24 protein-coding genes are annotated in these 22,074 nt (G+C 71.1%); 11 read left to right on the forward strand and 13 right to left on the reverse strand.

The genetic code is table 11. The features are described from left to right. Positions 1-22 precede the first annotated feature (22 nt). Positions 23-2,176, reverse strand: a complete 2,154-nt coding sequence (locus VAB18032_RS16390) for a TOMM precursor leader peptide-binding protein (protein ID WP_013733985.1) — start codon at positions 2,174-2,176, stop codon at positions 23-25. Positions 2,177-2,616: 440 nt separating this feature from the next. On the opposite strand from VAB18032_RS16390, the gene VAB18032_RS16395 reads away from it, so the two are divergent. Genes VAB18032_RS16395 through VAB18032_RS16405 form a run of 3 tightly spaced genes read left to right on the forward strand, consistent with a single transcriptional unit; the run spans position 2,617 to position 4,656 of the window. Continuing rightward, on the forward strand, positions 2,617-3,573 hold the full coding sequence (locus VAB18032_RS16395; protein WP_013733986.1) for an ABC transporter ATP-binding protein: 957 nt from the start codon (positions 2,617-2,619) through the stop codon (positions 3,571-3,573). Continuing rightward, complete coding sequence (locus tag VAB18032_RS16400) at positions 3,570-4,412, forward strand: ABC transporter permease (protein ID WP_013733987.1); 843 nt, start codon at positions 3,570-3,572, stop codon at positions 4,410-4,412. Before VAB18032_RS16395 ends, VAB18032_RS16400 begins: the two co-directional genes overlap by 4 nt. Before the next feature lie 22 nt (positions 4,413-4,434). After that, positions 4,435-4,656: a hypothetical protein gene (locus VAB18032_RS16405; protein WP_013733988.1), complete on the forward strand. Its 222-nt coding sequence runs from the start codon at positions 4,435-4,437 to the stop codon at positions 4,654-4,656. Between the two features lie 39 nt (positions 4,657-4,695). On the opposite strand, the gene VAB18032_RS16410 is transcribed toward VAB18032_RS16405, so the two are convergent. The 8 genes from VAB18032_RS16410 to VAB18032_RS16445 all read right to left on the reverse strand — a co-directional run bounded on the left by VAB18032_RS16410 (position 4,696) and on the right by VAB18032_RS16445 (position 12,405). Next, on the reverse strand, positions 4,696-5,334 hold the full coding sequence (locus VAB18032_RS16410; protein WP_013733989.1) for a gluconokinase: 639 nt from the start codon (positions 5,332-5,334) through the stop codon (positions 4,696-4,698). Then, a complete protein-coding gene (gene manD / locus VAB18032_RS16415) occupies positions 5,324-6,553 on the reverse strand; it encodes a D-mannonate dehydratase ManD (protein WP_013733990.1) in 1,230 nt (409 codons plus the stop codon). Before manD ends, VAB18032_RS16410 begins: the two co-directional genes overlap by 11 nt. A gap of 23 nt (positions 6,554-6,576) precedes the next feature. Then, complete coding sequence (locus VAB18032_RS16420) at positions 6,577-7,533, reverse strand: sugar kinase (protein ID WP_013733991.1); 957 nt, start codon at positions 7,531-7,533, stop codon at positions 6,577-6,579. Next, positions 7,530-8,168 (reverse strand): bifunctional 4-hydroxy-2-oxoglutarate aldolase/2-dehydro-3-deoxy-phosphogluconate aldolase, encoded by a 639-nt coding sequence (locus tag VAB18032_RS16425; RefSeq protein ID WP_043724549.1) that lies wholly within the window; start codon positions 8,166-8,168, stop codon positions 7,530-7,532. The genes VAB18032_RS16420 and VAB18032_RS16425 overlap by 4 nt, the downstream gene beginning before the upstream one ends. Positions 8,169-8,170: 2 nt before the next feature. Continuing rightward, complete coding sequence (dgoD, locus tag VAB18032_RS16430) at positions 8,171-9,319, reverse strand: galactonate dehydratase (protein ID WP_013733993.1); 1,149 nt, start codon at positions 9,317-9,319, stop codon at positions 8,171-8,173. 5 nt (positions 9,320-9,324) lie between these two features. Continuing rightward, positions 9,325-10,140, reverse strand: coding sequence for a carbohydrate ABC transporter permease (locus VAB18032_RS16435; protein WP_013733994.1), 816 nt, complete (start codon positions 10,138-10,140; stop codon positions 9,325-9,327). Beyond that, positions 10,137-11,087 (reverse strand): carbohydrate ABC transporter permease, encoded by a 951-nt coding sequence (locus VAB18032_RS16440; RefSeq protein ID WP_198408908.1) that lies wholly within the window; start codon positions 11,085-11,087, stop codon positions 10,137-10,139. Before VAB18032_RS16440 ends, VAB18032_RS16435 begins: the two co-directional genes overlap by 4 nt. 70 nt (positions 11,088-11,157) lie before the next feature. Next, positions 11,158-12,405 carry an ABC transporter substrate-binding protein gene (locus VAB18032_RS16445; protein WP_415878016.1) on the reverse strand — a complete coding sequence of 416 codons (1,248 nt, stop codon included), beginning with the start codon at positions 12,403-12,405 and terminating at the stop codon, positions 11,158-11,160. 179 nt (positions 12,406-12,584) lie between these two features. Between VAB18032_RS16445 and VAB18032_RS16450 the strand changes: the two genes are divergently transcribed. Further along, positions 12,585-13,349, forward strand: a complete 765-nt coding sequence (locus tag VAB18032_RS16450; RefSeq protein WP_223165704.1) for a FadR/GntR family transcriptional regulator — start codon at positions 12,585-12,587, stop codon at positions 13,347-13,349. Between the two features lie 6 nt (positions 13,350-13,355). Here VAB18032_RS16450 and VAB18032_RS16455 read toward each other — a convergent pair whose 3' ends face one another. Then, positions 13,356-13,703 carry a hypothetical protein gene (locus VAB18032_RS16455; protein WP_013733998.1) on the reverse strand — a complete coding sequence of 116 codons (348 nt, stop codon included), beginning with the start codon at positions 13,701-13,703 and terminating at the stop codon, positions 13,356-13,358. A 126-nt stretch (positions 13,704-13,829) separates the two neighbouring features. Here VAB18032_RS16455 and VAB18032_RS16460 point away from each other — a divergent pair, with 126 nt between their 5' ends. After that, the gene (locus VAB18032_RS16460) at positions 13,830-14,465 is read left to right on the forward strand and encodes a CG0192-related protein (protein ID WP_013733999.1); all 636 of its coding nucleotides are present in this window, start codon (positions 13,830-13,832) and stop codon (positions 14,463-14,465) included. A 70-nt stretch (positions 14,466-14,535) separates the two neighbouring features. After that, a complete protein-coding gene (locus VAB18032_RS16465; protein ID WP_013734000.1) occupies positions 14,536-15,162 on the forward strand; it encodes a DUF6518 family protein in 627 nt (208 codons plus the stop codon). Between the two features lie 113 nt (positions 15,163-15,275). On the opposite strand, the gene sigJ is transcribed toward VAB18032_RS16465, so the two are convergent. Beyond that, entirely contained in the window at positions 15,276-16,160 is an 885-nt protein-coding gene (gene sigJ / locus VAB18032_RS16470; protein WP_013734001.1) for an RNA polymerase sigma factor SigJ, read from the reverse strand. 233 nt (positions 16,161-16,393) lie between these two features. On the opposite strand from sigJ, the gene VAB18032_RS16475 reads away from it, so the two are divergent. Next, positions 16,394-17,170, forward strand: a complete 777-nt coding sequence (locus VAB18032_RS16475; protein WP_013734002.1) for an SDR family oxidoreductase — start codon at positions 16,394-16,396, stop codon at positions 17,168-17,170. A 69-nt stretch (positions 17,171-17,239) separates the two neighbouring features. On the opposite strand, the gene VAB18032_RS16480 is transcribed toward VAB18032_RS16475, so the two are convergent. Next, positions 17,240-17,941, reverse strand: a complete 702-nt coding sequence (locus VAB18032_RS16480) for a CBS domain-containing protein (RefSeq protein ID WP_013734003.1) — start codon at positions 17,939-17,941, stop codon at positions 17,240-17,242. A gap of 427 nt (positions 17,942-18,368) precedes the next feature. Between VAB18032_RS16480 and VAB18032_RS16485 the strand changes: the two genes are divergently transcribed. The 4 genes from VAB18032_RS16485 to VAB18032_RS16500 are packed head-to-tail and all read left to right on the forward strand — an operon-like array spanning position 18,369 to position 20,868. Continuing rightward, positions 18,369-18,764 (forward strand): hypothetical protein, encoded by a 396-nt coding sequence (locus VAB18032_RS16485; RefSeq protein WP_013734004.1) that lies wholly within the window; start codon positions 18,369-18,371, stop codon positions 18,762-18,764. After that, positions 18,751-19,062 (forward strand): type VII secretion target, encoded by a 312-nt coding sequence (locus tag VAB18032_RS16490; protein ID WP_013734005.1) that lies wholly within the window; start codon positions 18,751-18,753, stop codon positions 19,060-19,062. Before VAB18032_RS16485 ends, VAB18032_RS16490 begins: the two co-directional genes overlap by 14 nt. Then, positions 19,059-20,375 carry a WXG100-like domain-containing protein gene (locus VAB18032_RS32900; protein WP_013734006.1) on the forward strand — a complete coding sequence of 439 codons (1,317 nt, stop codon included), beginning with the start codon at positions 19,059-19,061 and terminating at the stop codon, positions 20,373-20,375. Before VAB18032_RS16490 ends, VAB18032_RS32900 begins: the two co-directional genes overlap by 4 nt. 4 nt (positions 20,376-20,379) lie before the next feature. After that, entirely contained in the window at positions 20,380-20,868 is a 489-nt protein-coding gene (locus tag VAB18032_RS16500; RefSeq protein ID WP_013734007.1) for a hypothetical protein, read from the forward strand. A gap of 159 nt (positions 20,869-21,027) precedes the next feature. On the opposite strand, the gene VAB18032_RS16505 is transcribed toward VAB18032_RS16500, so the two are convergent. Beyond that, positions 21,028-22,029, reverse strand: a complete 1,002-nt coding sequence (locus tag VAB18032_RS16505; protein WP_013734008.1) for a CehA/McbA family metallohydrolase — start codon at positions 22,027-22,029, stop codon at positions 21,028-21,030. Positions 22,030-22,074: the final 45 nt, after the last annotated feature.

Genomic DNA, 22,074 nt, shown 5'->3' on the forward strand with positions numbered 1-22,074 from the left:
GGGACCACGTGTCGTGGTGGTTTCAGTCGGCCGTACGGCCGTGGTGGCGCAGCAGGACCACGCCGCTGCGGAACGCCCCGCCGGCATGGATGTCGCGGGTGGTGGTCTCCACCAGCAGCGCGCTGATCGACCGCTGGGCCAGCGCGGCCAGCACGGCGGCCCGGTCGGTCTCGGCTGGGATGTCGGCAGGGTCGGTGGTGGAGCCGACCGGGGCGAGGTCGGCGAGGAGCGTCGCCGGCTCGAAGTCCCGCAGCACCGGGTCGCCGAGGTCGGCGTCGGTCCGCTCGAAGTGCCGCACCTGGACGTGGCCGACCGCGTCCCGCACGGCGGCCAGCCGGGTGGTGACCGGGTCGAAGCCACCGGCCAGCGCCCAGTAGCGGCGGTCGGTGCCGGGCAGTTCGGTGACGGCGAGCACCGCGTGGGCCGGCGCGGCGGCCGGCAGCGCGACGACCGTCAGCCGGCAGCCGAGCCGGTGCGCCGCCTTGACCACGAACGCGGTGTCGTCGTCGCCGATCAACTCCTCGTCACCGACCAGGCGTGGGCCCGAACGACCGCGCATCGCGCTGATCAGCGCGTGGTAGGCCAGCGCGTCGGCCAGCCCACGGTCGATCACCTCGTCGAGGGTGGCCCCGACGGCGGCCCCGGCCACCGTCGGCTCGGCCCAGCCCTCGGTGTCGTGGCCGCCGGTCGGCAGTGCCAGCGCGGCCGGAACCCAGACCTCGTCGGCCCCGCCGAGCACCCGGGCGGGCAGCCACCGCCGCCGCGGATCGTCCGGCGGTGCGCCGGCCGCCGTGTCCAGTTCCGTCCAGGACACCGGATCAGCGCCACGTTCCCGCAGTTCGGCGGCGCTCGTAATGAGCGTGCCGGACGGGTCGGCGTACCGGCCGGCGTGGTCGCGGATCGCCGTGCGGTAGGCGGCCAGCCGGGCGCCCATCACGGTGTGCACGTCGAAGGCGGTCACCTCGCGGGGCCCACTGCGGCCGGGCAGCCGCAGCCGGGCCGTCTTCAGCGGCGCCTGTTCCAGTGGGTCGTCGACGAACCGGGTGAAGACGCCGGCGTTCGGCGCCACCAGCACCTCGGCCCGCTGGTACGTCGTCTCGTCGTCGCTGTCGGCGGGCGCCGGGGGAGTGGGCACCTCGACGTGCCGGCAGACCGGGCACGCCGGGTGCGGCAGCACTCGCTCCCGGGTGGACTCCAGCGTGGTCGTGTCCAGCAGCAGCACCCCGGTGGCAGTGTCCGCCGGGAGGGCGCCGGTGAGCACCCGGAACAGTTCGAACGCGGCGGCGTTGCCGACCATCCGGCCGGTCACCTCGGGCAGCACCGCCGGTGCGCCGACCGAGACGGCGAGTTGGCGCCAGAACCGCGCCGACGTCGCCGGATCGGCCGCGGCGGTGAGTCGCAGCTGGGCGCAGAGCCAGCACGGGGTCTGGCCGGTGGCCACGGTCGGCCCGATCACGGTGCGTTGCTCGTCCCAGTGCACCGGCACCAGCAGTGGACCGTCGCGGTGGCAGGTGCGGGCGAGGTCGGCGAGGCGGGACAGGCCCTCCGGGCCGGTGCAGTAGACGACCGCGTCGGCGCCGGCAACCGTCAGCGCCGCTGCGTGCACGTTAACCTCGGCCGCGATCTGGTCGGCGCTCAGCTCGTCGAGGTCGGCGCGGAGGGCTTCGACGTACCAGCCCGGGTCGTCCTCGGGGTACAGGTCCAGAGTGACGCATCCGTTGCGCAGCAGACCGCGGGCTGCCGCCAGTAGTGGTGCCCCGCTGCCGCCCAGCGCCACCCGGGCCTGGTGGAAGCGCAGGAACCGGCCGGTGGGGTCGTCGGCGAAGTGATCGACGAACTCGACCTGCGCGGCGAATCGACGGGCCAACGGTTGCGGCAGCTCGGTGCGCTCCCCCGCGTCCTTGGCGAAGCCGCGGGCGATCAGCGCCCGGACCAGGGTGAGCACGGTCCCGCGCTGCCCGTCGTCGAGGGTCGCGGTGAGCTGCGCGAGGGTGTGTTCACCGGTGAGGTACGGGCTCAGCGAGGTCAACCAGCGGAAGGCCGTCCTGCCCTTGATCAGGAAGGCGGTGTCCGGGCCGCGCAGGTACGCCCCGGCCGGAGCGTCGAGGAAGACCACGTCGTGCCGCAACTTCGGCCGCATTGCCAGCGTCTTCCCGGCGTCCGGCGACTCGCTCATCCACCGCTCCCATGCATCGACATCGGCCATCTCGAAAGCGACTACATGCTGCCCATGATCTACTCGCCCCGTCAACAAACTCTTTCAAAAAAAGCAATGTAGTCGGTGAATGCCCCGGTCGTGAGCCGCAGCTGCGACAAAACGTCCGTTCAAGGGGCCGGAGGTTCTTCCGTGCGTCGATCGCCTCCGCTACCCTGTGGTGCGTCCGAGGCTCCAACGCAGGTCACAGCGTCGAACGGCGTCCAACCTGGATCACCGCCACGCGGCCATACGACGCCTGCCCACCGGGCACCCCCGCCGAACTCACCGAAGGAATTAATTGGCGATGTGCAAGCAACCCTGCGTGGCGGCACAGGAAACGAGGCACCAGACATGAACATTCGTGGAAATCAACGTGACCGGTCCCCATTGCCCGATTTTCCGGTTACGGTGTGCCGTTGATGGGTGCGAGTTTCGCCGCCGAACTGCACGAGGTCAGCAAGCGCTATCCCGGTGGGGTCACCGCGGTCGACGGGCTCAGCCTGCGGGTTCGTGAGGGTGAGGTGCTCGGCTTCCTGGGGCCCAACGGCGCCGGCAAGACCACCACGATGCGGATGCTGGTGGGGCTCGTGCGCCCGAGCGCCGGCCGGATCCAGGTCCTGGGGCAGCCCCCCGGACGGCAACTGGCCCGCATCGGCGCCCTGATCGAGTCGCCCACCTTCTACCCGCACCTGTCCGGCCGGGACAACTTGCGGCTGGCCGCCCGGTACGCGGGCGTACCGGACGCCGCCGCCGACCGGGTGCTCGACGAGGTCGGCCTGACCGCCCGGGCCAGCTCGCCGTTCCGCACCTACTCCCTGGGCATGAAACAGCGGCTGGGGGTCGCCGCCGCGCTGCTCAAGGAGCCCGCCCTGCTGATCCTCGACGAACCCACCAACGGCCTCGACCCCGCCGGTGTGGCGGAGATGCGGGAACTGCTGCGCTCACTCGGCCAGGGTGGACGGACGGTCCTGCTCTCCAGTCACGTGCTCGGCGAGGTGGAGCAGGTCTGCGACCGGATCGCGGTCATCGACCGGGGCCGGTTGATCGCCGAGGGTACGCCGGACGAGCTGCGCGACGCCCTGGGCACCGGCGTACTGCTGATCGACGCCGACCCGGCCGACGAGGCGATCGCCTGCCTGGGCGCCGACGACCGGGTCCGGGCGGTGGAACAGGTCGACGGGACGCTGCGGGTCAGCACCGACCCGGCCCTGGCCGGAGCGCTCAACCGACGACTCGTCACCGCCGGGGTCGACGTACGCGAACTGCGTCCGCTGCGTCACTCGCTGGAGGAGGCGTTCCTGGAGCTGACCACGCCGACCGCGTCCGCGCACCGACGATCCGACCAGCCGGAAGCGACGACGGGAGCCCAGCGATGATCGCCTCGGTACGTGCCGCCTGGTTCGCCGACCGGCGACGCCCGGCGGTGTGGACGGTAACGGCGACCTGGACGCTGCTCGCCCTGGCGTTCGGCATCGGCATCCCGTACCTGGTGCACCTGACCCTGGCCGGCGACCCGGAGCAGGCCGACGCCGCCGAGACGCTGCTGGCCGCCGTCCTGCCCGGCCAACTGGTCACCACCGGCATCGGGCTGTTTCCCCTCTTCGGCGGCGCCATCGTGGTCATCCTCGGTGCCCTGGTCGTCGGCAACGAGTACCGCTGGGGCACCCTCAACCTGATCTTCACGCAGCGCCCCCGGCGCGGGCAGGTGCTGGCCGGTCACGCCGTCGTCCTCTGTGGGCTGACGTTGCTGGTCGCCGTGCTCACCTTCGGCGCGTTGGCGGTGGTCACCGGGGTGCTCGCGGTGGTGGAGGGACGTGGCGCGGACTGGCCGCCGGTCGCGGACCTGGCCGGTGCGGTGGCCGCCGCCTGGCTGATCTGCACCGCGCACGCCAGCGTCGGCTGGTTCCTCGCGATCGTCTTCCGCAGCACCGCCACGGCGATCGCGATCGGTCTGGTGTGGACCCTGGTCCTGGAGAACGCGATAAGCGGGCTCGCCCTGGTATTGAGCCCGCTGGAGGTGCTGCAGAAACTCCTGCTGGCGCCGAGTTCGGGCGCGCTCGCCGGCGCGCTGGGCGCCCGGTCCCAGTTCGACGGGGGCACGCCCGGCGTGCTGGAATCGTCAAGTGCGGTGCTGCCGGCCACGGTCCTGCTGGGTTACACCCTGCTGATGTTCGGGCTCGGCAGCTGGCTGGCGGCGCGTCGGGACGTCAGCTGACCCGCCGGAGACGGAGGAACAGATGGAGTTCCTGCTCGCTTTCGCGTTGACCGGCCTGGTCGCCACCAGCGGCTGGATCGCCTGGGCCGGCGTGCGCGGCTGGTCCCGGTTCCGGGATCGCCGGCACGAGCTGCGGCTGGCCCGCGCCCGGTCGGCCGCGGAGCTGCGCCAAGCCGAACTGCGTCAAGCCGAACTGGCCAACGAGACCTACCAGGACTTCGTCCGCCGCCACCCGCAGCGGTGACAACGGTGGCGACCCCGCCCGGGGTCGCCACCGTTGTCGTCACGCGCGTCCGGACAGGTCCGGTCGTTCCTCGACCACCGCCACCGCCTCGGTCGCGGCAACCAGCTCGGTGTCGACCGGCACCTCAATTCCGGCCAGCGCCTCTGGCGACTCGTCGCGTGCCGGCAGGCCGAGCCGCCGTACCGCCTCGTCGACCAGCGCCTCGCTGGTCGACCGCAGGTCGATGACGATGCCCGGCTCGTCCGGCCAGAGCGGTTCGAGTGTCGCGGTCTGCGAGTTGAGCAGGCTGGGCGGCATGTACTCGTGGGTACGCACCGACATCCGCTCCCGGATGACCTCGGTCGGGCCGTCGAGGTGCACGAAGAACACCCCCGGCGGTCCCTGCCGCAGCAGGTCCCGGTAGGAGCGCTTGAGCGCCGAACAGGTCAGCACGGTGGAGACGCCCTCCCGGTGCCGGGCGGTCATCCAGTCGGCCAGGGCCTGCAACCACGGCCAGCGGTCGTCGTCGTCCAGCGGTATCCCGGCCCGCATCCGCGCCACGTTGGCCTCGGAGTGGAACTCGTCGGCCTCGGCGAAGGCCAGTCCGGTCCGGGCGGCGATCCCCCGGGCCACCGTGGTCTTGCCCGCGCCGGAGACCCCCATCACCACGATGTGCCGGGTCGACGGCTCACCAGTCATGGACCGTGCCGTCCTTGAGCCGGTTGAACGGCAGGTACGCGGGCTGGTACGGGAATCGGGCGGCGGCCTCCTCGTCCAACTCGACCCCGATACCGGGCTGCTCCCCCGGGTGCAGGTAACCGTCGGTGAAGGTGAACGACTGGCGGAACACCTCGTTGGTCAGCGGACCGTGGCGCATGTACTCCTGGATGCCGAAGTTGTGGATGGCCAGGTCCAGGTGCAGCGCCGCGGCCATGCCCACCGGGGAGATGTCGGTCGGGCCGTGGATGCCGGACTTGATCTGGTACTGGGCGGCGAAGTCGAGCAGCTTGCGCATGGCGGTGATGCCGCCGGTGTGGGTGACCGCCGAGCGCACGTAGTCGATCAGCTGTTCGCGGATCAGGGTCTGGTAGTCCCACACCGTGTTGAACACCTCGCCGATGGCCAGCGGTGTGGTGGTGTGCTGCCGGACCAGCCGCAGCGCCTCCTGGTTCTCCGCCGGGGTGCAGTCCTCCAGCCAGAACAGGTCGTACGGCTCCAGGGCCTTGCCGAGCTTGGCGGCCTGGATCGGGGTCATCCGGTGGTGGCCGTCGTGCAGCAGCGGCAGCTCCGGGCCGAACTCGTTCCGGACCGCCTCGAAGACACCGGGCAGGTGCCGCAGGTAGGCGCGGGTGTCCCAGTCCTCCTCGGCGGGCAGCGGGGTGCGCTGGGCCGGCTCGTAGTCGTAGCGCTTGCCGCCGGTGCTGGGCTGGGCGGCCACCCCGTACACGGCGTTGATGCCGGGCACCGAGGTCTGCACCCGGATCGAGCGGTAGCCCTGCTCCAGGTGCGCGCGGATGGAGTCGAACAGCTCCGGCACGTCGCGGCCGGAGGCGTGGCCGTACGCCATGATGCCGTTGCGCGACGCACCGCCCAGCAGCTGGTAGAGCGGCATGCCGGCGGCCTTGGCCTTGATGTCCCACAGCGCGACGTCCACTGCGGCGATGGCGGCCATGGTGACCGGGCCGCGCCGCCAGTACGCCGAGCGGTACAGGAACTGCCAGGCGTCCTCGATGCGGTGCGCGTCGCGCCCGATGAGCAGCGGCACCACGTGGTCGCGCAGGTACGAGGCGACGGAGAGTTCCCGGCCGTTGAGGGTGCCGTCGCCCAGGCCGGTGATGCCGTCCGCTGTGGTGATCTTCAGTGTGACGAAGTTGCGGTCAGGGCTGGAAACGATGACGTCGGCAGCGACGATCTTCACGAGGGGGTGCCTTTCTCGCAGTGTCAGCGGAGGGTGGTGCCGGCGGCGTTGCCGGTCAGCAGGGAAAGCTCGTCACGGCGGGGCAGACCCTCCCAGTCGCCGTGCGCGGTGACCGCGAAGGCGCCGAGCGCCACCGCGCGCCGCAGCCGGTCGCGTAGGTCCAGTCCGTCGAGGTGGCCGGAGAGGTAGCCGGCGGTGAACGCGTCGCCGGCGCCGACGGTGTCCACCGCGGTGACCGGCACCGCGGCGAGGTGCTGCGCTCCGTCGCGGGTGTACGCGCGTGCCCCGTCGGCGCCGAGCTTGACCAGCACGGTCTGCACGCCCCGGCCCAGCAGTTCGGCGACGACGCCGGGCTCGTCGGTGCCGGGCCCGGCGACCAGGTCCAGTTCGTCGACGGAGGCGATGACGATCGACGCGTACCCGGCCAGTGGGGTGAGCACGGCGCGGGCGGCGTCCCGGGACCAGAGCCGGGCCCGGTAGTTGACGTCCAGCGACACGGTGATGCCGGCGGCGGCCGCCTGCCGGGCCGCGAACATCGTCGCCTCCCGGGCGCTGTCGGACACCGCCGGGGTGATGCCGCTCAGGTGCAGTACCCGGGCACCCGCGGCGAGCGGTCCGGCGACGTCGTCGCAGGTCAGCGCCGAGCCGGCCGAGCCGGTGCGCTGGTACTGCACCCGGCTCAGGTCGGCGGTGCGCCGTTCCAGGAACATCAGGCCGGCGGGCCGGTCGGGGTCGCGGCGTACGCCGTCGGTGCCCACGCCCTCGGCCCGCAGTTGGCGCAGCACGAACTCACCGAGTTCGTCGTCGCTGACCCGGCCCACCCAGGCGGCCCGGTGGCCGAGTCGGGCCAGCCCGATCGCCACGTTCGTCTCCGCGCCGGCCAGGTGCATGGTCAGTGGACCGCCGAGGGCCAGCGGGCCGGACGAGCGCAGCGACACCAACGCCTCGCCGAGGGTGAGCACGTCCACGGGCGCGGTCACTGTGGCCCCGCTTCGCGGACCGCCGCCCGGTAGGCGCGGGCCCGCCCCCGCAGCGCGTCGAGGTCGCCGCCGGAGGCGGCGTCGCCCACCAGCGGGCCGCCGACGCCGACCGCGATCGCGCCGACCGCCAGGTAGCCGGGCAGCTCGGCCAGACCCACCCCGCCGACGGCGACGAACGGGATGTCCGGGAACGGGTCGCGCACCGCCTTCAGGTAGGCCGTGCCGCCTACCGACGCCGGGAAGAGCTTGACCACGCTGGCGCCCCACCGGACGGCGGTGTACGCCTCGGTCGGGGTGAGCGCGCCGGCGGCGACCGGCAGGCCTCGGCGGACCGCCTCGGGGATCGAGTCGACCACGGCCGGCGTCACCACGAACTGGGCACCGGCCGCCGCCACGTCGGCCACGGCCGCCGGGGTGAGCACCGTGCCGGCACCGACCAGGGTGCCGGCGGGCGCGTCCGCCCGGATCGCCGCGATGGCGTCGAGCGCGCCCGGGGTGGTCAGCGCCACCTCGATGATCGACACTCCCTCGGCCAGCAGGGCGGTGCCGGTGGCGATCGCGGCGGCGGTGTCGGTGCCCCGGATGATCGCCAGCAGCCGCTGCGCGGTGAGTTCGGCGGTGAGCAGGTCGGTCATGGTCACCACTCCGCGTACGAACCGTCGACGTGTCGGAACATCGGGCTACGCCAGGCGTGACCCCGCTTGTCCGCCGCGCGTACCGCCTGCTCGTCGATCTCGATGCCCAGCCCGGGAGCGGTGAGGCGCTGGACGTACCCGTCGACGAAGGTCAGCGGCTGCTGGTCGACACAGTAGTCGAGCACCTCGGCACCGAGGTTGTAGTGGATGCCGATGCTCTGCTCCTGGATCAGGTAGTTCGGCGTGGCGAAACCGACCTGCAGGCAGGCGGCCAGGGCGATCGGCCCGAGCGGGCAGTGCGGGGCCAGCTGCACGTCGAACGTCTCGGCCAGCGCGGCGATCTTGCGTACCTCGGTGATGCCGCCGGCGTGCGACAGGTCCGGCTGGGCCACCGCGATGCCGGCCTGGAGCACCGGCAGGAACTCCTGCCGGTTGTAGAGCCGTTCCCCGGTGGAGACCGGGGTGGTGGTGGAGCGGACGAACTCCCCGATCAGGTGGGAGTTCTCCGGCACCACCGGCTCCTCCAGGAAGAACGGCCGGTACGGCTCCAGCAGCGGCGCGACCCGGCGGGCGTTGGCCAGGGTGAACCGGCCGTGGAAGTCCACGGCCACGTCCCGGTGCTCGCCGAGCACCTCGCGGGCGGCGGCGACCCGCTGGACCACCTCGTCGAGTTCGGCGACGGTGGCCAGCGGGCTCATCCGCCCGGAGGCGTTCATCTTCACGGCGGTCAGTCCCGCCTCCACCCGCGCGGCGATCTGGTCGCGCACCTCGCTGGGCTCGTCACCGCCGACCCAGCCGTAGACCCGGATCCGGTCCCGGACGGGTCCGCCGAGCAGCTGGTGCACGGGGGCGCCGTACCGCTTGCCGGCGATGTCCCACAGCGCCTGGTCCAGGCCGGCGACGGCGCTGGCCAGGATCGGGCCGCCCCGGTAGAAGGAGCCCTTGGTCATCACCTGCCAGTGGTCCTCGATGCGCAGCGCGTCCTGGCCGATCAGCAGTTCGCTGAGCTGCTCGACGGCGGTGCGTACGGTCTCCGAGCGGCCCTCGCAGGTCGCCTCGCCCCAGCCGACGATGCCGTCGGTGGTCTCCACCCGGACGAACAGCCAGCGTGGTGCGACGAGGAACGTCTCGACGCGGGAGATGGTGGTCATGGTGCTCAGCCCTTCGTCGCGCCTGCGGTGAGTCCGGAGACGATGTACTTCTGCACGAACAGCGCGATGATCATGATGGGCAGGGTGACCACCGTGGTCGCCGCCATCAGGCCGCCCCAGTCGATGCTCGCGTAGCCGACGAAGTCGAAGATCGCCACGGGCAGGGTCTTCGTGTCCGCGCCGGAGAGCACCAGGGCGAACATGAAGTTGTTCCAGGAGAAGATGAAGGACAGGATGCCGGCGGTCGCGATGCCCGGCACCGACAGCGGCAGGGTGACCCGCCGGAACGCCCCGATCGGGGTCAGACCGTCGACCTGCGCCGCCTCCTCCAACTCGTCCGGCAGACCGTCGAAGAAGCCCATCATGATGTAGACGATCAACGGCAGGGACACGAACATGTGGCTCAGGATCAGCACGCTGAACCCGCCGACCATGCGCAGGTTCGAGAAGACGTAGTACCAGGGCACCAGCAGCGAGACACCGGGGATGACCCGGGCCATCAGCACCACAAGCGCCGACTTGCGCATGTTGAACCGGCTCATCGAGTACGCGGCCGGCACGCCGAGCAGCAGCGACAGCACGGTCGCGGCGAAGGCCACCCAGAGGCTGTTGCCGATGAACTGGATGTAGTTGGCCTGCTGCAGGACGGTGCCGTAGTTGTCAAGCGTGGGCGAGAAGATCAGGGCCTTGCTGGTGTCGTAGATGTCGACGTTTGTCTTGAAGGAGGCGGCGACCATCCAGACCAGCGGCGCCACCAGCGACAGCACGACGACGACCAGGGCCACCGTGCGGAAGATCCGGAATCCGAGACTCGTCTTCATCGGGCGGCCTCCTTCTTCTTGCGGGAGGTGAGGAGCCACATCACGCCGATGATGATCAGGAAGAACAGGATCAGCACCGTCGAGGAGAGGCCGTACTCGTTGTAGTCGAAGCTCAGGCCGTAGGCGTACACGTTGAGCGTCTCCACCTCGTTGAAGGAGCCGCCGCCGCGCCCCTTGGTCGCGTAGAGGATGTCGAAGGTCTTCAGCGCGTCGATGCCGCGTAGCAGCACCGCGACGATCACGGTGGGCATCAGCAGCGGCAGGGTGACGTGCCGGAAGCGCTGCCAGGTGCTCGCGCCGTCGATCATCGCCGCTTCCTGCGGCTCGTCGGAAAGCGAGGTCAGGCCGGCCAGCAGGATCAGCACCACCATCGGGGTCCACTGCCAGATGTCGATGAAGATCGTGGTGGGCAGCGCGGTGTTCTGCCCGGCCAGCCACGGCTGCGGGCCGATGCCGACCCAGCTGAGGATCTGGTTGGCCATACCGATGTTGGGGTCGAAGATGAGCCGCCACATCATGCCGACGGCCACCGGGGTGGCGACCAGCGGCAGCAGGATCGCGACCCGGACCCACTTCTCGCCCTTGAACGGACGCCACAGCAGCAGGGCGATCGCCATGCCGAGCACTACCTCGAAGAACAGCGCGGCACCGGTGAACGCGGCGGTCCGGCCCACGGCGGGCCAGAACCGGTCGGTGTCGGTGAGCACGTCCAGGTAGTTGCGCAGGCCGATGAACTCCGACTCGGCCCGGACCGACCCCGAGGAGTCGGTGAAGCTGAGGTAGATGGTCCAGGCCAGCGGGAAGATGATCAGCGCGGCGACGAAGGCCATGGCCGGGGCCGCGAAGAGCCACTTGCGATGGTCGTTGGCCCAACGCGCCCAGCCGGGCGTGTCAGGCATGACTCCGGCGCCGCGTGGCGTCCGGCTGGGTGCGGTTACAGCTGGCATCAGATCTCCGTGATGGGGAGGCCGGACGGGGGTGGCGGGGCTGTCCGCCCCACCACCCCCGTGCCCGGACTTAGCGGGCCTCGTCGTCCAGGAACTTCTGGAAGGCCTGGTTGGCGGCCTCGGCGGAGGCGGCAGCGTCCTTACCGGTGATGGCGTCGACGATCGGCTGACCGACGATCTCGCGGGCCTGCGCGACCCGCTCGACCACCGGCCGGTCGTGACCGACACCGTTGGCCAGGCTCACGGTGATCGCGTCGGCCATGTCCTTCGGGTAGGTGGCGATGCCCTCGGGGTTCTCCCACACGGAGGTACGGGCACCCGGCACACCGGACTTCTGCTGCTCCAGGGTCTGCGCCTTACCGGCCGCCCACTCGATGAACTTCCAGGAGTTGTCCTGGTTCTTCGAGGCCTCGTTGACGGCCAGCGCCCAGGAGGGGACGTTGTACGGCTTCGAGCCGGCCGGGCCGGCCGGGAACGGCGCGAACCCGACGGTGTCGGAGACCTTCGACTTGGCCGGGTCGGTGGCGTTCTTGTAGAGCGAGTTCGCCTCGGTGTAGAAGGCGGCCTGGCCCTGGGTGAAGATCGCCATCGCCTCCGACCAGCTCATGTCGGTGCTGATGTTGGCCGGGCCGTGCTCCCGCAGCAGACCGCCGTAGTACGCGTACGCCTGCTTGGCGGCGTCGGTGCTGACCGCGGACTTGCCGGCCTCGTCGACGAAGTCGCCGCCGAAGCTGAACAGGAAGCTGGAGAACTGGGTGACCGCGGCGGCCTTGCCGGTACGCGAGACGAAGCCGGCCACGCCCGGGTTGTCCGCCTGGATCTTCGCGGCCTGGGCCTTGAGCTCGTCCAGGGTCGCCGGCGGGGCGCTGAAGCCGGACTTCTCCAGCAGGTCCTTGCGGTAGTAGAGCACCTGCTGCTCGGTGATGATCGGCACGCCGACCACCTTGTCCTCGTAGGTGGTGGTGCTCAGCGGCGCCGCCTGGATGTCGGCGAGGTCGAAGTCGCTGCTGCCCTTGGCCTTGTCGGTGAGGTCGGCGAGGTACTTGTTCTTGGCGAACAGCCGGCCTTCCTGCAGCGGGCGGTACATCATCACGTCGATGTCGCTGGAGCCGGCGTTCAGCTTGACGTTGTACTGGTCCGACAGCTGGTCCTCACCGAGCTGGGTGACCTCGACCTTGATGCCGGTCTCCCGCTCGAACTCCGGCAACGCCTTCCGGATGTTCTCGGTCCAGACATGGTTGACCAGGGTGACCCGCACGGTGTCGGAGGAACCGCTGTCGTCGCCGCCGCCACAGGCGGACAACGTCAAGGCGGACACCATCGCCAGAGATATCCCGATTTTTGACCGACGTCCCACGTCCGTCTCTCCTTCTGTGTTGGTCGCGACCCCGGGGGGACGGGCACGACAACGGGTTTTTACATCCGCTTAACGTCCGGATGCTAGGCCGAAAAAGCAGACTTATACAAGGGGTACCTCGGACTGATATGATCCGTGACGTGATTGTGCCCTCACCGGGGGTTGCACCCGCACAGGCCGCCCCTGCCGAGGCTGGGCTGCACGGACGCGTCCTCGACCACCTCGGCACCGCCATCTGCGGCGGTGAGCTGGCCGCCGGCGCCGTGCTCAACATCGATGAACTGGTCGACCGCTACGCGGTGTCCCGCTCGGTGATCCGAGAGGTTCTGCGGGTGCTCGCGTCGATGGGGTTCATCGAGACCCGCCGCCGGGTCGGCGTCATGATCCGCTCAGCCGATCACTGGAACGTCTTCGATCCCCAGGTGATCCGCTGGCGGCTGGCCTCGGCCGGACGCATCGCCCAGATCCGCTCGATCACCGAGCTGCGTACCGCCATCGAGCCGCACGCCGCGTGGCTGGCCGCCCAGCGCGTCGACCACGACGACGCGAGCGAGCTGGTGGGGCTCGCCGCGAAGATGTGGGCCGCCGGCAAGGCCGGCGACGAGGAACGCTTCCTCCGCCTGGACATCGAGTTCCATCAGCGGGTGCTGCGCGCCTCCGGCAACGAGATGTTCGTCAAGCTCCAGGACCTGGTCGCCGAGGTGCTCATCGGCCGGCATCACTACCACCTGATGCCGCACTACCCGCACGAGCAGGCCCTGCAACTGCACGCCGAGGTCGCCCAGGGGATCCAACGACACGACGGCGACAGCGCCCGCCGCGCCATGGTGCAGATCATGGAGCACGCGTTCGAGGAGATGTCGTCGATCTGGGAGCAGACACTGCACGACCCGCACCTGGCCTGAAACGGGTCACCGCGGTCGGATCAGCCACTCCCAGGCCCGACGCAGGCCCAGCCGCACCGGGTCGTCGGACTCCTCCACCTGCTCGGCCGGCATGTCCGTGCTCGGCTCGTGCAACTGCCCGGCCGGCACCGACAGCACCACACCCCGCTCGTGGAGTTCACCGATCTGCTCCCGGTAGGCGAAGCGGTGGGCATGGTGCTCCCGGGACGGTTCGATGATCACACCATGGAAGATGTCCTGCGCCTCGTCGGCGACGACATGCTCGACGACCCCGACGAACGCGCCGCCGGGGGCGTAGACCGGGACACCGGCGCCGAGGGCGAGGTAGGAGACCTTCGCACCGAGATCCGTCACTGTCACGCTCCTTCGGTACGCGTCGGTGGCCGCCCGTCCGGTGAGAGGGCTGCGATACCCGCTCCCGCGCCGCGCACACGTCCGCCGGGACCGCGCCGGACACCGAGCGGGCATACGATGCCGCGCATGGCGCTACTGCACCGGGCGGAGATCCGCCCCACCAAGCTCGAACTGTTGACCGCCTGGCTGCCCAGCCGTGGCTGGTACCAGGGGGACGCCGCCGCCGAGGTGGTGCGGGTGGCCGCGTACCGGTTCGACGACCCGGCCGGTGAGGTCGGCATCGAGACCCTGCTGGTCCGCGCCGGGGCCGGCCCGGTGCACCAGGTGCCGCTGACCTACCGTGGTGCGCCGCTACCGTCCGCCGACGCCTGGCTGATCGGCACCATGGAGCACTCGGCGCTGGGCACCCGCTGGGTCTACGACGCCTGCGCCGATCCGGTGTACGCGGCCGCGCTGGCCGAGGCCGTGCTCGCCGACACCGGGCAGGCCGAGGAGTACTTCGAGGTCGACGGCCACCGTGAGGTGCGCGCGCCGAGCATGGAGATCAGCAGCGACCCGGGCGGCATCGACGTGCCGGCCGTCGGCGCGGTACGCCGGGTGGTGGACGGCACCCTGACCGTGATCGTCACCGACACGGTGGAGTTGACCCTCCTCCGCCGTCCCGACGCGGCCGCCGGCGGTACGCCGAACGGCACGGTCGCGACGCTGAGCGGCGCCTGGGACGGCGTGAGCATCCCCCTGGCGTACGCCGCGCTGCGCTGACGCCCGTCAGCCACGCAGCGGCAGGGGCACCCTCGGGACCATCGATGCATACCGAGTATGCTCCGATCTCATGCGACACCACCCCGACCGCCGCAGCATCGCGCTCACCGCCGTACTCGGCGGACTGCTGCTCGGCATCCTCGACTTCATCTGGATCAAGTTCGTCCCCTTCCCCTTCGCCGACCTGGGCAACTCCAGTGCGGTCTGGGCGGTCGCCGCGTTCGCCTTCGGCTTCTGGGTCCGGACCGGCTGGGTACGCGCGGCCATCGGCGCCGCCGTCGCGCTCGTCGTCGCGGTCCCCGGCTACTACGCCGCAGCGGCGCTCATCCAGGGCGACGAGTGGTCGATACTGTGGGCACCCACCTCGCTGCTCTGGATGAGCTTCGGCGTCCTCGCCGGAGTGGTCTTCGGCATCGGCGGTGTCTGGGCGCACGAGCGAGGATGGCGACAACCGGTCGGCATCGCCCTGCCCGGCGCGGTCCTCTTCGCCGAGGCCCTGATCGACGCCAGCCGGATCAACCACCCGAACTACGGCATCGACCCGCTCTGGGACGTCCTGATCAAGACCACGCTGGGCGTCCTGGTCGTGGTCGTCGTCGCCCGCGGCACCCGGGCACGACTGCTCGCGCTGGCCACCGCACTCCCCCTGGCTCTGATCGGCTTCGCAGCCTTCCGACTGGCCGGCTTCGGCCTCTGACCGGGTGCCACACCCACCGCATCGACTCGCCCCGCCCGACCGCTCCCGACCGGACGATCTCGACGGCGCGAGGCGGGGCGCGACACCGGTCACCTCGCCGTCCGGTGCAGTCGTCAGTCGGTGAAGGCGGCGAGATCCAGTCGGGCCAGGCGGTCCGGGTCGGCGATCACGTCGACCTCGGCGATCAAGCCGGCCGAGACGGTGAAGGCCATCACCGACAACGGCCGACCGGCTGCGGTCACCACCACACCGGCGCTGCCGTTGATCACAGCGGGCCGGGCGAACGGGGAGAACCGGCCGAAGGTGACGGCCTGAGCGGCGACGTCCCGGGCCCCAGTGAGCACGGTGGTGTGCCGGGTACGGGCCACGCCACCGTCGGCACGCAGCACCACGTCCGGATGCAGGACGCCCACCAGCGCGTCGAGGTCACCGTCGCGGGCGGCGGCGAGGAAGGCGTCGACCACCTGCCGCTGCCGGGCCAGATCGGCGTCCGGTCGGGGGGCCTGGCCGCGTACCCGACGGCGGGCCCGACTGGCCAGTTGCCGGGCCGCCGTCGGTGACCGGTCGATCATCGGCGCGATCTCGTCGAACGGTACGGCGAACATGTCGTGCAGCACGAAGGCGAGCCGTTCCGCCGGAGTGAGGGTGTCCAGGACCACCAGCAACGCCAGCCCCACCGAGTCGGCAAGCACGGCGGCGTACTCGGGATCGTCCGGGCCTGCCGGTGCGACCACCGGGTCGGGTACCCGCACGTCCAGTGGCTCCTCGCGGCGGCGCCGGCGGCCGCGCAGCGTGTTCAGACTGACCCGGGCGACCACCGTGGTCAGCCAGGCGGCGAGGTTGTCCACCCCGTCGACGTCGGTACGGGACAGCCGCAGCCAGGTCTCCTGCACCGCGTCGTCGGCCTCGCCGAGCGAGCCGAGCATCCGGTAGGCCACCGCGCGCAGGTGCGGCCGATGCTCCTCGAACCGCTCGGCCAGCCAGGTACGCCCGTCCATGTCGTTCCTTTCTGCTGGACCGACTGGTCGTTAACAAGGGGCCCTTCCTATACCGCAGGCGTTAGGAAGGGGCCCTTCCTAACGCTTCGACCCCACCTCGCGCCCCAATGTGACCGCCGGGTGATCCAGCTCACCCGGCGGTCACATCGATCGGTAGGGCGGGGTCGAGCCGGTGAAGCCACGAACGGTAATCGACCGCGCGTAATGCCCGGTCCTGGCGCAGGGAGAACGTCGTGCACCCACCGATCCTCGTCACCGGCGGCACCGGCACCCTCGGCCGGCTGGTCGTCCCACTGCTGCACGAGGCCGGCCACCGGGTTCGGGTCCTCAGCCGTCACGGCGGGCAGCCCTCCCCCGGCGTCACCCACGTCACCGGCGACCTGGCCACCGGGGAGGGCGTCGACTCCGCGGTCCGCGACGTGCAGATCGTGCTGCACCTGGCCGGCGGCCAGAAGGGCGACGACCAGCTGGCGCGCACCCTGGCGCGGGCCGCGCAGCAGGCCGGCGTACGCCATCTGGTGTTCGTCTCGGTGATCGGCGCCGACCGGGTGCCGCTGGCCTGGCTGCGGATGAAACTCGCCGCCGAGCAGGCTGTCGCCGACTCCGGCGTGCCGTGGACGACGCTGCGCGCCGCCCAGTTCCACGAGCTGACCCTGACTCTGGTCCGAAAGATGTCGGCCCTGCCGGTGATCCCGGCGCCCGGCGGGATGCGGCTGGAACCGGTGGACGGCCGCGAGGTCGCGGCCCGGCTCGCCGCGCTGGCCCAGGCCGCGCCGGCCGGCCTGGTGCCCGACCTGGCCGGCCCGCAGGTGTACGCGCTGGGCGAGCTGATTCGCAGCTACCTGCGGGCCACCGGTCGACGCCGGCTGCTGATGCCGGTACGGATGCCCGGCAGCGCGGGGCACGCCTACCGGGAGGGGGCGAACCTGAGCCTGCCCGGCGCGACGAGAGGCACCCGCAGCTGGGGGCAGTTCCTCGCCGACCAGGTCGGGCACTCCGCGTCGGCCTAGACCGGATCGGGCCCGGTCGGGACACCACGGGGGTCTCCCGGCCGGGCCCGGCCGCGTGCGCCACCGGCGCTACAGGCGGGTCGGCTGCACGGGGAACGATGCGAAACGGGGCAGGTCGGTGTCGTCGAAGTCGAAGGCCAACTCGTTGACCACCTCGACGACGCCGCTCACCCGGGCGGCGAGCCGTCCCGCGATGTCGACCGCGGAGCGCCGGTCCAGCCGGCCGGTCATGGTCACCACACCGTCGCGGACCTCGACCCGGACGGCACCCTCGCGTACCGCCAGCACCCGGCGCAGCACCTCCTGCACCACGTCGTGGCGGATGTCCGCATCCGGGCGCAGGTGCACCCGCAACAGGTCGGAACGGGTCACGATGCCGACGACCCGGCCCATGTCGTCCACCACCGGCAGGCGTTTGACCTGCTCACGGTCCATCAGCTTGGCCGCGGCGACCAGGGAGGTGTGCGGGGACGTGGTCACCGCCGGGGTCGTCATCAGCTCCCGGGCGTTGTCCGCCTCACCCTTGCGGCGCGACCTGCGCTGCCGGGCACCCTCGAAGACCCGCCGCTCGTGCGGCTCACCCATCCACTCCACCTTGTGCAGCAGGTCCGCCTCGGACACCACGCCCAGCACGTGCCCGAAGTCATCCACCACCGGCACGGCACTGACCCGCCGCTCGGCAAGCAGATCGACGATCTGCCGGTACGGCGTCTGCTCCACCACCGTGGCGACGTCCCTGGTCATCACGTCTTCCACCTGCCAGGCCCGCATCACGACCTCCTCTGTAAGGCTTGCGAATCCACGCTATGCCGGACCCGGACGGGCCGGTCAGTGCTGCCCGACCCGCCTGGACAGGACCTCTGGCCCACCCCGACCAGGCCCGTCGGCAAGCGACCGGACAGCGCGCCCGGCGGCGATGGTCGAAGCGCCCGGACCGGGCGGTTCGGGCGGCGATGGCGGGGTCGACGCACGCGGATCCGGCGGCTCGCGCGGCGGTGGCAGTGGTCGGAGCGCGCGGTCGCGGCGGCTCGTGCGGTGGTGGCGGTGGTCGAAGCGCAACGGATGCGGCGGCTCGGGCGGTGGTGGCGGCGCGGGTGGACCCGGCGGCGTGCGTGCGCGGGGCAGCACGCAGCGCGACCGGTTGATAACGTGACGGCGACCTCGCCTCTGGCGACCGGCGATGTCCCGGGAGGCTCGCATGTGGGCGGACGAGGCCGCGCTGGACGCGACACAACGCCGGCTCGACGAGTGGGAGGCGTCGCTCGCCGACCGGGCGCAGCGGGCCCAGGCCCTGTCGGCACGCGTCAGCACCCTCACCGGCACCGCCCACAACATCGACCGCAGCGTCGAGGTCACCGTCGACTCGGCAGGCCACCTGGTCGACCTGCGTCTGGACGAACGGATCCGCCAACAGTCCGCGGCACACACCGCGCGGCAGGTGCTGGCCACCACCCGAGCCGCCCAGGCCGACCTGCTGCGCCGCATCACCACGGCGACCACCGAGACCCTCGGCGACGACGACCCGGCCGGGCCGGCGCTGCTGGACTCCTACCGCCGCATGACCGGGCAGGACGCACCGGATGCCGACCGGTGAGCACATCCAGGTCGACCCCGACGACCTGGTGACCCACGCCGCACGCCTCGACCGGCACGCCGACACCCTCCACACCGCCCGACAGGCCGGCCAGCACGTCCGGCTCAGCGCCGACGCGTACGGTCAACTCTGCGCGATCATGCCCACGCTGCTCAACGGCCTGCAACGAATCCTGGTCGACGGCCTCGACACCGCCGCCACCTCGGTCCGCGACACCGCCGGCCGGTTACGCACCAGCGCCGAGAACTACCGGGCCACCGACACTCGCGCCCTGGATCGGGTACGGAACGTCCGGTGACCGGCAACCCGCTCGTCGCCGCCCCGGTGCACACCGGGCCGAGCGCCTGGGCGGGGGTCTGGATCCTCGAAGACATCGAACTGATCCACCAGGGTGTCACCACCGGCAGTTGGATCGACGGCACCCTCGGCGTGGTCAGCGCCGGCCTGGACGCCCTCGCGTTCGTCTCCGACCCGGTCGGCGCCCTGCTCCAGTACGGCATCGCCTGGCTCATCGAACACGTCAAACCTCTCAGCGAAGCCCTCGATTGGCTCGCCGGTGACCCGGCGCAGATCACCGCACACGCCCAGACCTGGCGCAACGTGGCATCCGCGCTGCGCGACGAGGCCGCCACGCTGGCCCGCGACGTCACCACCGACATCGCGGCCTGGCAGGGCGAGGCCGCCCGTGCCTACCGTGCCTGGTCCACCGAACAACACCAGGCCCTCACCGGCCTCGCTCAGGGCGCCGACACGATGGCCGCCATCACCGAAGGCGCCGCCGGCCTGGTCGCCGCCGTCCGACTGCTGGTCCGCGACACCATCGCCACCTGCGTCTCCCGCCTCATCGTGTACGCCACCGAACTCATCGCCACCGCGGGCCTGGCCACTCCCCTGGTCGTCGAACAGGTCACCACGCTGGTCGCCGCATGGGCTGCCCGCATCGCCCGGCTGCTGCGCGGGCTGCTCAACAGCCTCCGCCACCTCATCCCCACCATCCGCCGCCTCGGCACCCTCATCGACCAGCTCAAAAAAGCCCTCGCCCGACTCCGCGACGCACCATCCGGAGGCCGACGATCGCCGGAGGAGAACCCGCGCGGACAACGCCAGCCCGGCAGCGAGCCGAGGCCTCCCGATTTCGACCCAGGCAAGCACCGGGGGGCCCTCGGAGACGAATTCCGTCCAGGCACACAGGATCCTCACGGCCTGTTCGACGACAAGGAGCGGCACGTCGCCGACCGGCTCGGTGCCGAGGGCATCATGGTGCATCCGCGGGAGCGCATCGACGACATCGAGTTCCAGAAGAACCCTGATGCGATGACCCGTGCCAGTCCTGATGACCCGGGTGTGGTGACCGAGCTCAAGAGCCTCAATCAGGCCAGCAGTGAAGCCGTCCGACGTAACATCCTGACAGCCGGCAAACAGCTGGAACAAGAAGGTGGCGGCGACGTGGTGATAGATGGTCGCGCGGTGGGTCTCACCGAAGATGAGGCGCGCAGAGGGTACGCCCGAGCGGTTGGACATCACCGGCAGCACGGCACTCCACTACCGGATCGCGTCCAGATCATCCTCGGCGAGGATCGGATCATCACTCTGCCCGACGGGTCACGGTGACGCCATGTCGGTCCAGGAGCAGATCTTCATCAACGCGGACTCCTCGCCGGAGGAGGTCGCCGAACAGCTTGCCGCCGCGCTGAGCATGCGAAAGTTCGCCGGCCGCAAGGGTGGCGTCTACGTGAGCCGTCCGGCCCGGTGGGGTGTCGCCGGCGGCAAGGAGGTTGGCGGCGAGGTCGCGGACAACTACCTGGCAGACGCACAGGCGAGCCAGGCGGAACAGTCACTGTTGGACGGCTATCAGATCCTGTGGGACTTCGGGTACACCGGCCGGGACCGCGACATCCAGTTGGCGGAGGCCCGGCTGGCGTTCACCGAACTGGCCGCGTCGGTGTTGTGGCCGGCGGCGCTCATCGCCGGCCTCGACACCCTGATCGCGGCCTGGGATCCCGTACTCGGCCTCACCTGGTTCCCGCCCGGCACGACACCAGACGCCGATAGTCGAGAGCTTTGGTACCGCTACTTCGAGCGCTTGGCCCAGCCGCACACGTGATCACGCCCGGCCGATCACTGCGGCGCACCCTCGTCGGCAGCCTCACCCCTAGGCTGAGCGGATAAGTCCGGGCGGCGATGATCGACTCCGTTTCGCCGTAGTGGCGGTTTCCCGCTGAGGCGTACCCCGCCGTTTCGGCGATACGGCGACGCGACTTCCTCAGCTCAGGATGATGGGGTTGCTGAGGGCGCCCATCTGCCGGCCGGGGTGGCGTACCTCGACGCGGACGAAGGACGTTTCGTCCGCGGTCGTCCGCCACTGTGTGACGCCCGCGCCGTCGTCGGGCAGCGAATGGCGGTGCACGACGCCATGCTCGGTGTGCAGGGTGATCGTGCCGGACGGCACACCGCAGACCTGCACCCGTACCACGATGGGCTCGCCGTCGGTGGCCAGGTGCTCGCCCACTCCCCCTGTCCGGTCGGCGGCGGTGGCGGTGACGTCGAGGGTGACGGCGGGCGACTCGGCGATCCAGCTTCGACCCGCGCGGACGCCGGCCAGCACCGCATCGCAGCTCAACTCCTCGGCATGGACCACGGTGTGCGGCGTACCGAGCTGACCGGCGAGATGCGCGTCACTGTTACCTATCGCCGGTTGCCACCGTCCTCGATGGACATCATGGGCCAGGCTGCGTCCCCACTCGGCCAGGGCCGCCTCGTTGTCGGCGTTCCATGGCAGGTCCGAGGCCCAGCGCCCGTTCCACACCTCCACCGCGTCGAACCAGTCGTACGGGTACATCAGCGTGCCCGATGGATACGGCGCGTGCGGGTGCGCCGCCACACAGAGTCCACCACTGCGGCGTACCTGATCCAGGTGTTGTCCGACCACGTCGTCCCGGACGCCGTAACGCCACTCGACCGCCTGCTCGGGGGCAAGGCCCAGGGCGAGCCAGTGGCCGGTCCGGGTGGTGACCTCCTGGCCCAGGATCACCAGCAGGTCGTCGCCGGCGTACGGCCCCCACTCGCCGTGCCCGGCGGCCGTGTTGTGCTCGGTGGTGGCGATGAAGTCGAGGCCGAGCGTACGGGCTGCGGCGGCAAGGTGAGCGGGAGTCAGGTCGGCACCCTGCGACAGCAGCGAGTGCACGTGCAGGTCGCCCCGGTACCAACCGGGCCCTCGGCCCGCCGCCCGTCGAGGCGGATAGCGCGACTGCGCGACATCGGACATCGACGTCCAGGTTATCCATCCGAACCAGGACGTCAGGGGGCACCC

The sequence above is a fragment of the Micromonospora maris AB-18-032 genome (genome assembly GCF_000204155.1).
GTDB classification, from domain to species: domain Bacteria; phylum Actinomycetota; class Actinomycetes; order Mycobacteriales; family Micromonosporaceae; genus Micromonospora; species Micromonospora gifhornensis.

Coding starts and splice junctions, on each gene's coding strand:
- VAB18032_RS16500 (WP_013734007.1), top strand. CDS start 20,380: ATGTCGGTCCAGGAGCAGATCTTCATCAACGCGGACTCCTCGCCGGAG.
- VAB18032_RS16465 (WP_013734000.1), top strand. CDS start 14,536: ATGCGACACCACCCCGACCGCCGCAGCATCGCGCTCACCGCCGTACTC.
- VAB18032_RS16410 (WP_013733989.1), bottom strand. CDS start 5,334: ATGACTGGTGAGCCGTCGACCCGGCACATCGTGGTGATGGGGGTCTCC.
- VAB18032_RS16395 (WP_013733986.1), top strand. CDS start 2,617: ATGGGTGCGAGTTTCGCCGCCGAACTGCACGAGGTCAGCAAGCGCTAT.
- VAB18032_RS16460 (WP_013733999.1), top strand. CDS start 13,830: ATGGCGCTACTGCACCGGGCGGAGATCCGCCCCACCAAGCTCGAACTG.
- VAB18032_RS16485 (WP_013734004.1), top strand. CDS start 18,369: ATGTGGGCGGACGAGGCCGCGCTGGACGCGACACAACGCCGGCTCGAC.
- VAB18032_RS16390 (WP_013733985.1), bottom strand. CDS start 2,176: ATGAGCGAGTCGCCGGACGCCGGGAAGACGCTGGCAATGCGGCCGAAG.
- VAB18032_RS16405 (WP_013733988.1), top strand. CDS start 4,435: ATGGAGTTCCTGCTCGCTTTCGCGTTGACCGGCCTGGTCGCCACCAGC.
- VAB18032_RS16440 (WP_198408908.1), bottom strand. CDS start 11,087: ATGCCAGCTGTAACCGCACCCAGCCGGACGCCACGCGGCGCCGGAGTC.
- dgoD (WP_013733993.1), bottom strand. CDS start 9,319: ATGACCACCATCTCCCGCGTCGAGACGTTCCTCGTCGCACCACGCTGG.
- VAB18032_RS16480 (WP_013734003.1), bottom strand. CDS start 17,941: ATGCGGGCCTGGCAGGTGGAAGACGTGATGACCAGGGACGTCGCCACG.
- VAB18032_RS16435 (WP_013733994.1), bottom strand. CDS start 10,140: ATGAAGACGAGTCTCGGATTCCGGATCTTCCGCACGGTGGCCCTGGTC.
- sigJ (WP_013734001.1), bottom strand. CDS start 16,160: ATGGACGGGCGTACCTGGCTGGCCGAGCGGTTCGAGGAGCATCGGCCG.
- VAB18032_RS16490 (WP_013734005.1), top strand. CDS start 18,751: ATGCCGACCGGTGAGCACATCCAGGTCGACCCCGACGACCTGGTGACC.
- VAB18032_RS16400 (WP_013733987.1), top strand. CDS start 3,570: ATGATCGCCTCGGTACGTGCCGCCTGGTTCGCCGACCGGCGACGCCCG.
- VAB18032_RS16505 (WP_013734008.1), bottom strand. CDS start 22,029: ATGTCCGATGTCGCGCAGTCGCGCTATCCGCCTCGACGGGCGGCGGGC.
- VAB18032_RS16425 (WP_043724549.1), bottom strand. CDS start 8,168: ATGACCGACCTGCTCACCGCCGAACTCACCGCGCAGCGGCTGCTGGCG.